General features: G+C 61.9%; 11 protein-coding genes. 7 read left to right on the top strand and 4 right to left on the bottom strand.

The genetic code is table 11. From position 1 onward, the window contains the following. The first annotated feature begins 40 nt into the window (after positions 1-40). Both F2P46_RS04250 and F2P46_RS04245 read left to right on the top strand, forming a co-directional pair. The gene (locus F2P46_RS04250) at positions 41-952 is read left to right on the top strand and encodes a transposase (RefSeq protein ID WP_166885542.1); all 912 of its coding nucleotides are present in this window, start codon (positions 41-43) and stop codon (positions 950-952) included. Between the two features lie 786 nt (positions 953-1738). Beyond that, positions 1739-3559 carry a S8 family serine peptidase gene (locus F2P46_RS04245; protein ID WP_166885540.1) on the top strand — a complete coding sequence of 607 codons (1821 nt, stop codon included), beginning with the start codon at positions 1739-1741 and terminating at the stop codon, positions 3557-3559. A 181-nt stretch (positions 3560-3740) separates the two neighbouring features. Here the strand turns inward: F2P46_RS04245 and F2P46_RS04240 are convergent, their stop codons facing one another. Next, the gene (locus tag F2P46_RS04240) at positions 3741-4661 is read right to left on the bottom strand and encodes a lipase secretion chaperone (RefSeq protein ID WP_166885538.1); all 921 of its coding nucleotides are present in this window, start codon (positions 4659-4661) and stop codon (positions 3741-3743) included. Between the two features lie 10 nt (positions 4662-4671). Then, positions 4672-5583 carry a triacylglycerol lipase gene (locus F2P46_RS04235; RefSeq protein WP_166885536.1) on the bottom strand — a complete coding sequence of 304 codons (912 nt, stop codon included), beginning with the start codon at positions 5581-5583 and terminating at the stop codon, positions 4672-4674. Positions 5584-5869: 286 nt separating this feature from the next. On the opposite strand from F2P46_RS04235, the gene F2P46_RS04230 reads away from it, so the two are divergent. The 3 genes from F2P46_RS04230 to F2P46_RS04220 all read left to right on the top strand — a co-directional run bounded on the left by F2P46_RS04230 (position 5870) and on the right by F2P46_RS04220 (position 8787). Beyond that, positions 5870-6547 carry a TetR/AcrR family transcriptional regulator gene (locus F2P46_RS04230; protein ID WP_368737876.1) on the top strand — a complete coding sequence of 226 codons (678 nt, stop codon included), beginning with the start codon at positions 5870-5872 and terminating at the stop codon, positions 6545-6547. A gap of 122 nt (positions 6548-6669) precedes the next feature. Beyond that, complete coding sequence (gene dinB, locus F2P46_RS04225) at positions 6670-7743, top strand: DNA polymerase IV (RefSeq protein WP_166885534.1); 1074 nt, start codon at positions 6670-6672, stop codon at positions 7741-7743. Positions 7744-7890: 147 nt separating this feature from the next. After that, a complete protein-coding gene (locus tag F2P46_RS04220) occupies positions 7891-8787 on the top strand; it encodes a recombination-associated protein RdgC (protein ID WP_166885532.1) in 897 nt (298 codons plus the stop codon). Positions 8788-9035: 248 nt separating this feature from the next. On the opposite strand, the gene F2P46_RS04215 is transcribed toward F2P46_RS04220, so the two are convergent. Next, positions 9036-9521 (bottom strand): asparaginase domain-containing protein, encoded by a 486-nt coding sequence (locus F2P46_RS04215; RefSeq protein WP_166885530.1) that lies wholly within the window; start codon positions 9519-9521, stop codon positions 9036-9038. 146 nt (positions 9522-9667) lie between these two features. On the opposite strand from F2P46_RS04215, the gene F2P46_RS04210 reads away from it, so the two are divergent. Next, entirely contained in the window at positions 9668-10432 is a 765-nt protein-coding gene (locus F2P46_RS04210) for an L-asparaginase (protein ID WP_166885528.1), read from the top strand. Positions 10433-10577: 145 nt separating this feature from the next. Here F2P46_RS04210 and F2P46_RS04205 read toward each other — a convergent pair whose 3' ends face one another. Next, the gene (locus F2P46_RS04205) at positions 10578-11570 is read right to left on the bottom strand and encodes a D-2-hydroxyacid dehydrogenase family protein (RefSeq protein WP_166885526.1); all 993 of its coding nucleotides are present in this window, start codon (positions 11568-11570) and stop codon (positions 10578-10580) included. 367 nt (positions 11571-11937) lie between these two features. On the opposite strand from F2P46_RS04205, the gene F2P46_RS04200 reads away from it, so the two are divergent. Then, positions 11938-13803, top strand: coding sequence for a phosphoenolpyruvate carboxykinase (GTP) (locus F2P46_RS04200; protein WP_166885525.1), 1866 nt, complete (start codon positions 11938-11940; stop codon positions 13801-13803). Positions 13804-13831 lie beyond the last annotated feature (28 nt).

Raw genomic sequence — 13831 nt, 5'->3', positions numbered from 1 at the left:
GCTCATGCATTGTGCAAAAAACCGCTGTTAGAGTCTTTGCATGACCAGACCGCTCAGACTCGAATTTCCTGGTGCCCTCTATCACGTGACTGCACGGGGAAATCGGCGCCATCCCATCTATCTGGATGACGCTGACCGCCGTGCGTGGTTCGGCGCGTTGCGCGACGCCTGTGCACGCAGCAACTGCGTGGTGCATGCCTACTGCCAGATGAACAATCACTTTCATCTGCTTATCGAAACGATTGACGGCAATCTTTCTGCAGCGATGCGCCAGCTCAACGGCAATTTTTCGCGTGGCTTCAACCGGCGCCATAATACTGTAGGGCATTTGTTCCAAGGACGTTATCACGCTGTTCTGGTTCAAAAGGAAAGCTACTTACTGGAGCTTGCACGCTATATCGTGCTCAACCCGGTGCGCGCGGGACTTGTTGCCTTGCCTCAGGATTGGGAGTGGAGCAGCTATCGTTGGATGCGCGCCGATGCTGATGCGCCATCCTGGCTCGACACGCAGTGGCTGCTGAACCAGTTCGGCTCGACGCCGGAGATGGCGGTTGCAGCGTACCGCGACTTTGTCGCACGCGGAATGGGCGCGGAGAATCCGCTGAAAAGTGCGCGGCATGCCTTGCTTTTAGGTGAGTCTTTATCGATGGAAAATTTTCATAGTGCGGCACATAGCGTGCCGTCGGAAATAGTCAGATTGCAGCGCGGTATTTCGTCGATGTCACTAACGCAATACCAGAGCCAATTTGCCGAGCGCGACGAGGCTATGGCGCGAGCGTTTTGGAGCACCGTGTTTACGATGAAGCAGATCGGTGTACATTTCGGGGTGTCGTACAAGACCGTTAGCCGGGCGGTGCAGCGATATGAGGCGCAGTTGCAGTCGGAAGTTTGCAAGGGCAACGAAATGGTAATGCCACACGTACAAGCGACTCGTTCCACTGAGGATGATTGATGAGAAATCGGATCAGCCCGTGTCCGAATGTCAGACCTGACACCGGGGTAAGCCCAAAGCCGCGAGCGATCGCGGCTTTTTTACGTCCATGGAGTAAGAATTCGCCGAAGGTCGTAGGATAAATACGTGCCCATCTGTCAGAGCGGGGATCAGTTTTAGGTAAGCCAACATCGTATCGGCCTGTCGGACCGGACGCCGGGCGCTCTCCTCGGGGGACCCTTGTTTTCCGCAGCGCAGCGGCCTTCCCATAGAGGGAAAAGCGCCGGCTTGGGCCCTGCGGCCCCCACTTTCCAGGCGCATCGCCGCCATTGTTATCCGGTGATAAAACCGTCCTCGTCCGTATGAGCCTGCCTGAACTTTTGGCAGGCTTCAGCGGTCTACTGCATATTCACGGTAGCACAGGAAATTGTTCTGAATCATTCATCCGACCTCGGCCTTACGGCGTGAGCTGCAATGTTCATTGCTTGTCAAAAACTGTTCATTTTTAGACAATTATCAGTCGAATGTTCAGAAATAGACAAAAATGAACAAGTTTGCATTTGGGAAAAAGCAAAGATTGCCAAATTAACTTTGCCGGCAGAAATTTTTTTGGCTTTTTGTGTTGCGAAACAGCCGAATCCTGTTAGAAATTTCCAAAAATCGACATGAATCCAAGTAAGGTACAACGCTCGCTGACAAAAGGCGGGGCTACGTTGCAGAACAACGTGGAGACAATGGGACGGCGACGGCTACGCGCTGCCGACGATCCCTTTATAAAATGTTCATCGGAAAACTTAAGGAACGACAATGAAGCATTCGCAATCGAAGTACCCATCCTTTCTGACATTCTGCGCCGCCGCCGTGATCACGGTCGGCCCCGTGTTTGCCCACGCCAGCGTGCTCGATATTGAGTCGAACGCGAAGATCGCCCCGGCAGCGACGAGCACCGACCGCATGATCGTCAAGTACAAGGAAACCGGCCCTGTCGTGCCGGGCGCAGCCCTCCGGGCCGCGCCGAGCAAGGAACGCCTGGCGATCGTCCAGCGTTCGGGCCAGCAGTTCGGCCTGACCATGCAAGCGTTGCACACCACCGCCAATGGCGCCCAGATTCTCAAGCTCGACAAGAAGATGGACGTCAAGGACGTGGCAGCCATCGCCAAGGACCTGATGGAGCGTGACGCCAGCATCGAGTACGCTGAGCCGGACCGCATCATGCAGCCGCTGTACACCCCGAACGATCCGCGCTACGCGGAGCAGTGGCACTACGGCGACACCACCGGCGGCCTGCGCCTGCCGGCGGCCTGGGACCTGGCGACCGGCTCCGGCGTCGTCGTTGCCGTCATCGATACGGGCTTCCGTCCGCACGCCGACCTCGCCGGCCAGTTTGTCCAGGGTTACGACTTCATCACCGACACCACCATCGCCAACGACGGCAATGGCCGTGACAGCGATGCCAGCGATCCGGGCGACGCAGTCGCCGCCGGCGCGTGCGGCAACGGCCGTCCGCTGCAGGCGCAAACTTCGAGCTGGCACGGCACCCACGTGGCCGGCACCATCGCCGCCAAGACCAACAACAGCCTCGGCGTGGCTGGCGTGGCGTTCAACGCCAAGGTCCTGCCGCTGCGCGTGCTGGGCAAATGCGGCGGCTACACGTCCGACATCGCCGATGCGATCACCTGGGCCTCGGGCGGCACCGTTGCCGGCGTGCCGGCCAATGCCAACAAAGCGCGCGTGATCAACATGTCGCTCGGCGGCGGTGGCGCTTGCGACACCACGACCCAGAACGCCATCAACGGCGCCCGTTCGCGCGGCACCGTGGTGATTGTCGCCGCCGGTAACGACAACGTTAACGTCAGCAACGCCAGCCCGGCCAACTGCTCGGGCGTGATTGCGATTGCCGCAACCAACAAGGCGGGCGGCCGCGCTTCGTACTCGAACTACGGCACCCTGATCGACGTGGCGGCGCCTGGTGGCGACACCGGCGGCCTGATCCTGTCGACCCTGAACGCCGGCACCGGCGCGCCAGGCGCGGATAGCTACGCCAACTACGCCGGTACCTCGATGGCGACCCCGCACGTCGCTGGTGTTGCCGCGCTGATGCTGTCGAAGAACGCGGCCCTGACGCCGGATGAGATCGAAAGCAAGCTGAAGTCGACCGCACGCGCCTTCCCGGCCACCTGCAACAGCTGCGGCACGGGGATCGTCGATGCGCTGGCGGCCGTGAAGTCGGTCACCGGCGGCACCACGCCGCCAGCCGGCACCACCATCAACGAAACGGAAGCGAACAACGCGACCGCAACGGCGAATGCGGTGACGGTCAGCGGCACGGTTGTTAAAGGCAACATGGGTTCGAGCACCGACTCCGACTACTTCGTGGTTCAACTGCCAGCGGGTAAAACCCTGTCGGCGGCAATGACGATCGGCAGCAGCACCGCCGACTACGATCTGTATGCCTACAACAGCGCGGGCACGCAGGTGGCGTCGAGTGAAAACGGCGCAGGCGTAGCCGACAGCCTGAACACCGCCAACACCAGCACCGCCACCACCACCCGTTATGTCCGCGTGAAGTACTACAGCGGCGGCACGGGCGCCACCAGCGGCGCGTACTCGCTGAAACTGTCGTGGTAATGTAAGTCAATGCGGCGGCCTGGCCGCTGCATGACAAAGGGGACGACCGGCTTGCCGCTCGTCCCCTTTTTTACGTCGATAGGTGAGATCGGCCACCGTACTTAAACCGTCTTTCCCGCCTGCGCGGGAAAGACGGTTTTGCGGGTTGCGGTCAACAAATAGCCTCTACCTATACTGCTATTTACTCATACGCCCCCAGCCTGCGCTGTTCCTCCGCCGAAAAATGCTGGTTCCGCACCTGCTGCAACACCGCCTCCGACCCCGTTCCCACGCTCGCCCGCTGCGCCAGATAGGCCTTGATGCGTCCCTTCCACGCCGTCTCTTCGCGATCCAGATCGGCCAGCCGGCTGGCCGCTTCCGGCGAGAACGCCGTCGCCCGCAAGCGATACACCTCGTCGTCACCCGCACCCTGCTCGCGCAGCTTCTGCACCGACGCTTCCATCCGGATCACCTTGGTGGGCGCCTCGCGATCTTCGCGCAACGCCGCCGGCATGCGCTGGTCCAGCGCCGCCATCTTTTGCTCGCGCTCGAGCGCCGTCAGCGCGCCGTCCTGCTCGATGTCGAGCCGCGCCAGCGCATCGGCGTCGTACGCGTCGCTGGCACCGAACAGTCCCGTCGCCTCGGCCACGCTGAAAAACTGCGGCCGCAACCGCTGCTTGAGCGCCAGCCGCGCGCGTGCCGCCTTGGCCAGGTCGGCCTGCGGCGCCAGCGTCTTTTCGGCATCGGCCAGGGCCCGCTTGTAATCGAGATAGCTGGCCAGCAAGCGCTTAGCCTGCGCCGCCGGGCCGGGCGCGAAGCGGCGCTCCAGCTCGCGCTCGATTTCGGCGCGGATCGCCTGCAAATCCTTCTCGCCCAGCCCGGCCAGGTAGTAGTCGAACAGATGCCCCAGTTCGGCGTTGACCACCAACTGGCCATCGGCGTCCAGGCGCACGTCGCCGTCCGGCCTGGTGCCTTCCATCGACCGCACGAACGCAAACGGGTCCGACGGCGCCGGCGGCGCCGCCGCCACGGCGGCCACCTCCGGCCTCGGATAAGCGGCCACCAGCAAAGCGGCCACCAGCGCGCCGGCCCCGAACCTTTTCCATCGCATGCGTGCGGTCATGGCGGCCTCCTTACAGACCGAGCGCCTGCAGGCGGTTCGCTTGCTGGCGGAACACGGTCACCGGACTGGTTTCGAACAGGTTCACGATGCCGATGAACTGGTTCACTTCGTCGAGGTGGTTCATGGCGTAGTCGTCGCGGATCACGCGCCCCAGGCGGCTGGAACAGCTGCTGACCAGGCCATCGTTCTTGCCGCCGAACGCCGCGCCGGTCAGCGCCATGAACGGGTCGATCGCATCGAACACATTGGTGTAGGGCTGGGCCCCGCTCCACGAAAAGTAGTACACGCCATTGACATGGTTGGCGCCTTCGCCGCATGCGCTGGTCGGCACGCCCTGCGGATGGCGTTGGTTAAAGGCGGCCGAGCCGGCCGTGCTGAGCGAGGCGAGCGCAGCCGCGCCATCCTGCGGCAAGCCGGAACGACCGGTGAGGAAGTCCATCAGCGCGGCCACCGCGTTGGCCAGCGCATTGCCCACTTCGGGGGCGTTGCCGGTCAGGATGTCGGCGATCTTCGAGCCCTTGTTCACACCCGCCACCGAGCTGGCCGACGCGACCAGGTTGGGCGCTACCGAAGCGACGTAGCGCACGGTCGGCCCGCCGTGGCTGTGGCCGATCAGATTGACCTTGGCGGCGCCGGTGGCAGCCATGATTTGTTTCACTTGCGAGAGCAATTGTTCGCCGCGCACTTCGGTACTGTTGGCGCCCGAGACCGTGACGGTATAGACTTTCGCTCCACCGCTGCGCAGGGCCGAGGGGATGCCGTAGAAGTACTCGACCGGCCCCAGTTTTTCGAAGCCGAACAGGCCGTGCACGAGCACGATGGGATACTTGGTTTGCGTGTAACCCGCAGCCAGGGCCGGGGCGGGAACGACGAGGATGGCGATAAGCAAAACGGACAGGCACTTCCAAAAGCGATTCATCATTGTTGTCTCCATTGATGGTTTTTGTATGAAATGAACTACTGGAACCGGAGTTGCGCAGTTCAAGCTGCACATTCCTCCGGCTACCGGCAAACGCCCCTGCTTAGGCTGTTTTATGAATTAGAGCGAGCGCTCGGTTTTTTGAATGTAGCACTGGCGTATGCGGAAAGCATCGCGCAGTGCAGCATACGGAGGCCTTGTTTTGCGGTTTGAATTGATCTGTGGTTTTAACGAGCTATAATCATTCCTGAAACCAACTCTAGCGGTAGACGCAACTATGGGAACGCTGGTGTCCACCCGCTTCGACTTCGCCCAGTTTGAAAAGATGACGCCGCTCACCAGCGACACCATCTGGGCCTATCTTGTTGACCGTCACGCCGAGCGGATCGGCGTCAAGCGCCGCAAGCCGGCGCTGGAAAACATGGAAAGAATTTTCGGCGCCACTTTCCGCCTGGCCAATGAAGTGGGCTTTCGCGCGATGAGCTTGCGCGACCTGTGCCGCGAAACCGGTTTGTCGATGGGCGGCCTGTACGGCTACATCGCCAGCAAGGATCAACTGGCGGAAATGATCGAAGACGTGGTGCGGCATGCCAGCCAGGAATTGCCGCGCATGTTCCTGCATGTGCAGGCGCCCCTGGAACGGCTCGAATCGCTGGTGCGGGCGACGATTTACCTGTCCGAGATCTTGCAGCCGTGGTTTTACTTCGTGTACATGGACTCGCGCGTGCTCAGTTTCGAGCAGCGCGGCATGGCGAAAAATTCGGAGCTGTCGATCCAGGCCGAGATTGCGGACATGATCGGCCAGCTCAAGCCTGTGCCGGCCGGCAATCCGGACTTGCTGGCGGGGCATATCGTGGCGATGTTCCAGGATTGGTACATCAAGCGCTGGAAATACCGCGCGGCCAAGGTGCATGTGGATGATTTTGCCGATAGTACCCTGGCCATGATCCGCAGCCATCTGAGTTAAGCTTGGGCCGTCCGCCGCCAAGCCGACGACGACCCGGGCCTTCCAACTTGCAACAAATCCAGTTTCAGTGAATACTGTATGCAATTACAGTAGTTGCCCCTTAACCGGGCACAGCAGAGCGCGTGAACGCCCCAGCCCGAAAAATCATCCATTGCGATTGCGACTGCTTCTACGCAGCCGTCGAAATGCGCGACAATCCCGCCCTGCGCGAGGTGGCGCTGGCGGTCGGCGGTCGCCCCGCCCAGCGCGGCGTGGTGGCGACCTGCAACTACGAAGCGCGGCGCTACGGCATCCACTCCGCCATGGCCACCGCCCAGGCCCTCAAGCTGTGCCCGGACCTGGTCGTGATTCCCCCGGCCATGGAAAAATACCGCATCGCCTCGCGCCAGATCCTGGCCATCTACGGCGACTACACCGACCTGATCGAGCCGCTGTCGCTCGACGAAGCCTATCTCGACGTCACCGACTCGCCGCACTGCAAAGGCAGCGCCACCCTGATCGCGCAGGAAATCCGCAAACGCATCTTCGCCACCGTCGGCATTACCGCCTCGGCCGGGGTGGCGCCCAACAAGTTCGTGGCCAAGATCGCCAGCGACTGGAACAAGCCCGACGGCCTGTGCCTGGTGCGTCCGGACGAGGTCGACGCTTTCGTGGCCGCCTTGCCGGTCAAAAAACTGCATGGGGTCGGCAAGGTCACCGCCGCCAAGCTCAACAACCTGGGCGCGCACACCTGCGCCGACCTGCGCAGCTGGACCATGCTCGAACTGCAACACCACTTCGGCAGCTTCGGCACCCGCCTGCACGACTTGTGCCGGGGCATCGACAACCGCGCCGTGTGCAACGAGCGCGAGCGCAAGTCGGTCAGCGTCGAAGAAACCTACACGCCGGACGTGCCCGACTTGCCGGCCTGCATCGCCCTGCTGCCGGAATTGTTCGACAACCTCAATGCCCGCATTGCCCGCGCCGGGGCCGGGAAAAGCGTGCAAAAGTTGTTCGTCAAACTCAAGTTTTCCGATTTTCACCAGACCACCGTGGAATGTGTTGGCACCGCGCCACACGTGGGGCAATACGCCAAACTGATGGAAACGGGCTACGCGCGCGGCATGCAGCCTGTACGCTTGCTGGGTGTCGGAGTCCGCCTGGGCGAGGCCGAAAACCTCGAACAGTTAAGCCTGTTCGCCGATGCGGACGTGTAAAATGTCGTTCCCTTCGCACAGATGATTTGTCGCGGACGACGCAAGTCCTGCCTCCGGGGCAGGCCGTTACGCAGGAAGTGAAAGCGGTTTTGCGCGCCTTCCTGCTTCACCCCGCTGTAAATACTGACTCAAACAAGGTAAAGCATAATGTGGTTCAAGAATCTTCAGATTTACCGTCTTCCCGCACCGTGGGCATACACTCCCGAGCAACTCGAAGCGGCGCTGGCGCCCATGAGTTTTGTTCCGGCCACCAGTAACGAATTGCTGCGCCAGGGCTGGGATTCGCCGCGCAACAACGGCATCCTGGTTCACACCGTCAACAAGCAGATGCTGATCCTGCTGGGCACCGAAAAGAAGCTGTTGCCATCGTCGGTGATCAACCAGGTGGCCAAGGCCAAGGCGGCCGAGCTGGAAGAAGCCCAGGGCTTCGCACCAGGCAAGAAAGCCATGAAGGAACTCAAGGAGCGCGTGGCCGATGAATTGCTGCCGCGCGCTTTCAGCATCCGCAGCAACACCTTCACCTGGATCGATCCGGTCAATGGCTGGCTGGTGGTGGACGCCGCCAGCCCGGCCAAGGCCGACGAAGTCATCAAGCTGCTGCTGAAAGCGGTCGACCGCATGCCGCTCGAAAGCCTGCGCGTGCAGCGCTCGCCGGTTGCCGTCATGACGGCCTGGCTGGAAACCGACGAAGCGCCGGTGGGCTTCACGATCGACCAGGATACCGAGCTGCGCGCCACTGGCGAGAGCAAGGCGGCCGTGCGTTACGTGAAACATGCGCTGGAAGTGGACGATATCCGCCGTCACATCGCGGCAGGCAAGCAATGCACGCGCCTGGCGATGACGTGGGACGACAAGATTTCGTTCGTGCTGACCGAGTCGCTGGCGATCAAGGGCATCAAGCCGCTCGACGTGATCAAGGAAAGCGACACCAGCACGCGTAACGATGAAGAGCGCTTCGACAACGACATGATGCTCATGACCGGCGAACTGGCCAAGATGATGAGCGAAGTGGTGGAAGCGCTGGGTGGGGAAGCGAAGGCGTAACGGTGTTTTGACGGGCTGCCTCGGTGGCCTGTTCCGGCTCCGGTGCCGCCCGACCTATCCGCTTTTGCCACGATATTCAAAACCGTCATTCCCGCGCAGGCGGGAATCCAAGGCATCTCCGATACGCGAAGGAGCTTGGATTCCCGCCTGCGCGGGAATGACGGTTTTGTATGTAGCGCAAATATTCGCTTAAGTAGAGGCGGTACCCAAAGATCGCACGCTTGGGCAGGCTGGTCCTGCCCGATGTTTCACAACGGCTGAAACACCCCCGCCGCGCGATTCTTGGTCACGTTATCCCACGTGAAAATCTGCCCGTTCATCGCCACATACACACCCGGCGGCAAGATTTGCGCGGCGGCGCTTGCGCAGCCGAGATTGAACAGCGCATCCGAATTCGCAATTTCGTACGGAATCATTGAACCAGTCAACACAATGCTTTTGCCAAGCGCGGCGGCGCCGAGCACGGCCGCCGTTTCCGGCATCGTATCGGTGCCGTGCACGATCACAATCGCCTTCTCCGGCGCCGCCTGGCAACTGGCCAGCACGCGCGCGCGGTCGGCGTCTTGCATGTCGAGCGAGTCGAGCAGGGGAAGCTGCTCCAGTTCAACGGGAACCGTCATGCGCGTGCGCGCCAGCACCGCAGGCAGATGGCTTTCCGCAAAGCCGAGCTTACCGGTCAGTTCATCATAATGTTTATCGAAGGTGCCGCCGGTGGCGATGATGCGCAAGCTCATAGTGATCTGGAATTCGTAAAGAGAAGGTGCCGTATGATAACGTGTAGCGTTGGCCTTGTGCGCGCAAAGCAAAACGCGCAACTTGCCGGTGCGTTAGAATCGTTGTCTGCGCATGAGTCCACTCATTTTTTGTCCTTCAAGAAGCCATGAAAGCCCTTGCCCCAGGAACTGTTATTTTCCATCGCCATCGTGGCTATGGCGTCATTACGCACGTCAACCTGCTGACCGGCTGGATCTCCGCGCGCTTCGGCAGCGAAGCGCGCACGCTCGACCTGAATCTGTCGACCGACGACGTGCAGCATGCCGATGGCGAAGCGATCCTGTTCCGGCGCGCCCCGCCCGACCGCATGCCGCACGCGCGCCTGATGGCGATGGTGCGCGCACTGCACCAGGCCGGTTACGAAAAACTCTATCTCTACTCCTGGCCCAAGCCATCGGGCCTGCACTGGCGCTGGCATTTGTTCACCGCCCAGCGCGACTGGATGCAACGCCCGTGGCGCGAGGGCTGGTACGGCTCGGGCGCCGACTACAACGTCAACCCGGTGATGGGCTGGGGCGATTCGCCTGGCGCCACCACAGATGAACTGGTCACCGCGCTGGCGCGCTTCGACCCGCAAGGCCTGGCGCAGGCGCTCGGACGCGACGAAGACCACACGGCGTGGTTCGAAGGGGCGTGCAAACTCCTGCTGCCGGGCTATATGTACAGCCTGAACGTGGAGCGCCCCGGTGGCGGCGGCTTGCAGGACGCGCCACCAGTGCCGGTGGTGCCCGTGCGCGCCAGCCTGCCGGCTTACGGCGGCCCGGCCCTGGGCTGGCCTCCCGGCTGGGCCGGTTTGTGGACGCGCGCGCATGTGATGCCGGCGCCGCCGATCGATATTACCGGCGAGCGCAAGTTGCGTGAGACGTCGTAGCGGGCGGGAGTTGGTGACATCGGCTCAGAGCCCTCCCTGCGGCGAGACCTGCGACACCGGGGTCAGACCCCCAACGGAAAAACCGGGGTCTGACCCCTCGGACCTGCGACACCGGGGTCTGACCCCTCGACCGGTGACACCGGGGTCAGACCCCTTGCAACGCTTCCGGGTTCAGGATATGCGACGGGGCGCCGTTGGCGAAGTTCAGCACATTCTCGAACGCGGTCCGGAAGTACAACTCGTAACTATCCTTTTCCACGTAGCCGATGTGCGGTGTTGCCAGCACGGTTGGAATGCGCAGCAGCGCCGCGTCCGCCGCCAGCGGCTCGCTGGTGAATACGTCGATGGCCGCATTGCCCGGCCGCCCCAGCCGCAGCGCCGCTTCCAGCGCATCCGGTGCGACCAGCTCGGCGCGGCTGGTGTTGACGAACAGCGCATCGGGCTTCATGCGCGCCAGGTCCGCGGCCGTGACGATGCCACGGGTGCCGTCGGCCAGCCGCAAATGCAGGCTCAGCACGTCGGCGCGTTCGAAGAACTCCTCGCGGGTGGACGCCGCCTCGAACCCATCGGCCACCGCCGCCGCGCGGCTGGCCTCGCCACCCCAGACCAGCACCCGCATGCCGAACGCCTTGCCGTAGCCGGCGATCATGCGCCCGATCTTGCCGTAGCTCCAGATTGCCAGGGTGCGTCCCTTGAGCGTGCGCCCGACGCCGTTCAGCAGCGGGTTGACCGAGGCTGTCTGCCACAGTCCCTCCTTCAGATTATTCGCGTAAGGCACGATCTTGCGGCTGGCCGCCATGATCAGCGCCCAGGTCAGCTCGGCCGGCGCCACCGGCGAGCCGACCCCTTCGGCGATGGCCACGCCGCGCGCCGTTGCGGCGGCCACGTCCACATGCCCGGCCAGCTTGCCGGTCTGGGAAATGAGCTTGAGGTTCGGCAGTTTTTCCAGCAATCCTGCCGGAAACGCCGTGCGCTCCCGGATCAGCACCAGCGCCTCGAACGGCGCCAGGCGGATGCTCAATTGCCCCGCGCCGCGGGCTGAACTGTTAAATATTTTGACATCGTGGCCGTCGAGCAGCTTGAAGCAGTCGAGTTGGCGCACCGCGTCCTGATAATCATCGAGAATAGCTATTTTCATGGGAGATGGCAGAAGTTAAATAAATCTTCGTAGGTAAATAACACGATCCGGAATATTCGAAATAGCCTACTACATTACTCAACTATTATTCCTACATTTTTGACGTTTGAGCATTTAAATCAGGTAATAGCGGGTGTACAATCGCCCCTCATTTCGGGATTTGGCCCCGGCTGCGGACCCTGATTTCCGCCCTGTCAAGTCCCCGCACTACCGTTCCACCAGCCTCGCCGTCATCCGAGGTTGTCGACATGACCGCCGTATCGCCGAACCTTTCTTAGGGAATGGATTCTTGAGCGCAAGCTGAAACGCTGACGACGATCCTGCCGTGCCGGGACAAGAAAGAATTCTTATTGGCATTGGAGGTACTATGAATCAGCCCGTTATGGGTGGCGTTGCAACACTCAACGTCCCAGCTTACATCAAACATCAAAAGCTCATCAATTGGGTCAGCGAAATTGCTGCCCTGACCAAGCCGGCCCGCATCTATTGGTGCGACGGCTCGCAAGAGGAGTACGACCGCCTGTGCGCCGAGATGGTGGCCGCCGGCACGATGAAAAAGCTGAACCCTGAAAAGCGCCCGAATTCCTATCTGGCGTGTTCGGATCCAACCGACGTGGCGCGCGTGGAAGACCGCACCTACATCTGCTCGGCTACCAAAGAGCAGGCCGGCCCGACCAACAACTGGATGGCCCCTGCGGAAATGCGCACCACCCTGAGCGGCCTGTTCGACGGTTGCATGGCCGGCCGCACCCTGTACGTGGTGCCGTTCTCGATGGGTCCGCTGGGTTCGCCGATCGCCCACATCGGCGTCGAACTGTCCGACTCGCCTTACGTGGCGGTCAACATGCGCATCATGACGCGCATGGGCAAGGCGGTCTATGACGTGCTGGGCGCGGACGGCCAGTTCGTTCCGTGCGTACACACTGTCGGCGCACCGCTGGCGGCCGGCCAGAAAGACGTGGCATGGCCATGCAATGCGACCAAATACATCGTTCACTATCCTGAAACCCGCGAAATCTGGTCCTACGGTTCCGGCTACGGCGGCAACGCGCTGCTGGGCAAGAAGTGCTTCGCGCTGCGCATCGCCTCGAACATGGGCCACCAGGAAGCCCAGGCCGGCGGCACCGGCTGGCTGGCCGAACACATGCTGATCCTCGGCGTCGAATCGCCCGAGGGCAAGAAGCACTATGTCGCGGCGGCCTTCCCATCGGCCTGCGGCAAGACCAACTTCGCCATGCTGATTCCGCCAGCGAGCTTCGGCGGCTGGAAAGTGACCACCATCGGCGACGACATCGCCTGGATCAAGCCGGGCGCCGATGGCCGCCTGTACGCGATCAATCCGGAAGCCGGCTACTTCGGCGTGGCGCCGGGCACCAACACCCGCACCAACTCGAACTGCATGGCCTCGATGACCGAGAACACCATCTTCACCAACGTCGCGCTGACCGACGATGGCGACGTCTGGTGGGAAGGCCTGACCAAGGAAGCGCCGTCGCACCTGATCGACTGGCAGGGCAAGGACTGGACCCCGGCCTCCGGCGCCAAGGCCGCGCACCCGAACGCGCGCTTCACGGTGGCCGCGACCCAGAATCCGGTCATCGATGCAGCCTGGGACGATCCTGCGGGCGTGCCGATTTCGGCCTTCATCTTCGGTGGCCGCCGTTCGACCACGGTGCCGCTGGTGACCGAAGCGCGCAATTGGGTCGAAGGCGTGTACATGGCCGCGACCATGGGTTCCGAGACCACCGCCGCCGCCGCCGGCCAGATGGGCATCGTGCGGCGCGATCCGTTCGCGATGCTGCCGTTCATCGGCTACAACATGAGCGACTACTTCCAGCACTGGCTGGGCATGGGCAAGAAGATCGAAGCCATGAACCCGGCCGCGCTGCCGAAGATCTACTGCGTGAACTGGTTTCGTACCGATGCGGAAGGCAAGTTCGTCTGGCCTGGTTTCGGCGACAATATGCGCGTGCTCAAGTGGATGCTGGAACGTATCGAAGGCAAGGCGGGCGGCACCGAGAACGTGTTCGGCACCACGCCGGAGTTCACCGACCTGAACTGGGACGGCATCGACTTCACGCAGGAGCAGTTCGACACCATCACCTCGATCGACAAGGACGCCTTCAACGAAGAGCTCAAGCTGCACAACGAGCTGTTCGAGAAGCTGGCCTATCACCTGCCGCAAGAATTGGTGGAGACCAAAGCGGCGCTGGAAAAGCGTCTGGCAGCGTAAATAGCGTTGACCCCGGCTAAGACCGGAT

It is taken from the genome of Massilia sp. CCM 8734 (assembly GCF_011682155.1).
GTDB classification, from domain to species: Bacteria; Pseudomonadota; Gammaproteobacteria; order Burkholderiales; family Burkholderiaceae_D; genus Telluria_A; species Telluria_A rubra.
This window is presented reverse-complemented; position numbering and strand designations above follow the sequence as displayed.

Excerpts from the sequence above, each read along its gene's own strand:
- F2P46_RS04250 (WP_166885542.1), top strand. The coding sequence starts at position 41 with ATGACCAGACCGCTCAGACTCGAATTTCCTGGTGCCCTCTATCACGTG.
- F2P46_RS04245 (WP_166885540.1), top strand. The coding sequence starts at position 1,739 with ATGAAGCATTCGCAATCGAAGTACCCATCCTTTCTGACATTCTGCGCC.
- F2P46_RS04240 (WP_166885538.1), bottom strand. The coding sequence starts at position 4,661 with ATGACCGCACGCATGCGATGGAAAAGGTTCGGGGCCGGCGCGCTGGTG.
- F2P46_RS04235 (WP_166885536.1), bottom strand. The coding sequence starts at position 5,583 with ATGATGAATCGCTTTTGGAAGTGCCTGTCCGTTTTGCTTATCGCCATC.
- F2P46_RS04220 (WP_166885532.1), top strand. The coding sequence starts at position 7,891 with ATGTGGTTCAAGAATCTTCAGATTTACCGTCTTCCCGCACCGTGGGCA.
- F2P46_RS04215 (WP_166885530.1), bottom strand. The coding sequence starts at position 9,521 with ATGAGCTTGCGCATCATCGCCACCGGCGGCACCTTCGATAAACATTAT.
- F2P46_RS04210 (WP_166885528.1), top strand. The coding sequence starts at position 9,668 with ATGAAAGCCCTTGCCCCAGGAACTGTTATTTTCCATCGCCATCGTGGC.
- F2P46_RS04205 (WP_166885526.1), bottom strand. The coding sequence starts at position 11,570 with ATGAAAATAGCTATTCTCGATGATTATCAGGACGCGGTGCGCCAACTC.
- F2P46_RS04200 (WP_166885525.1), top strand. The coding sequence starts at position 11,938 with ATGAATCAGCCCGTTATGGGTGGCGTTGCAACACTCAACGTCCCAGCT.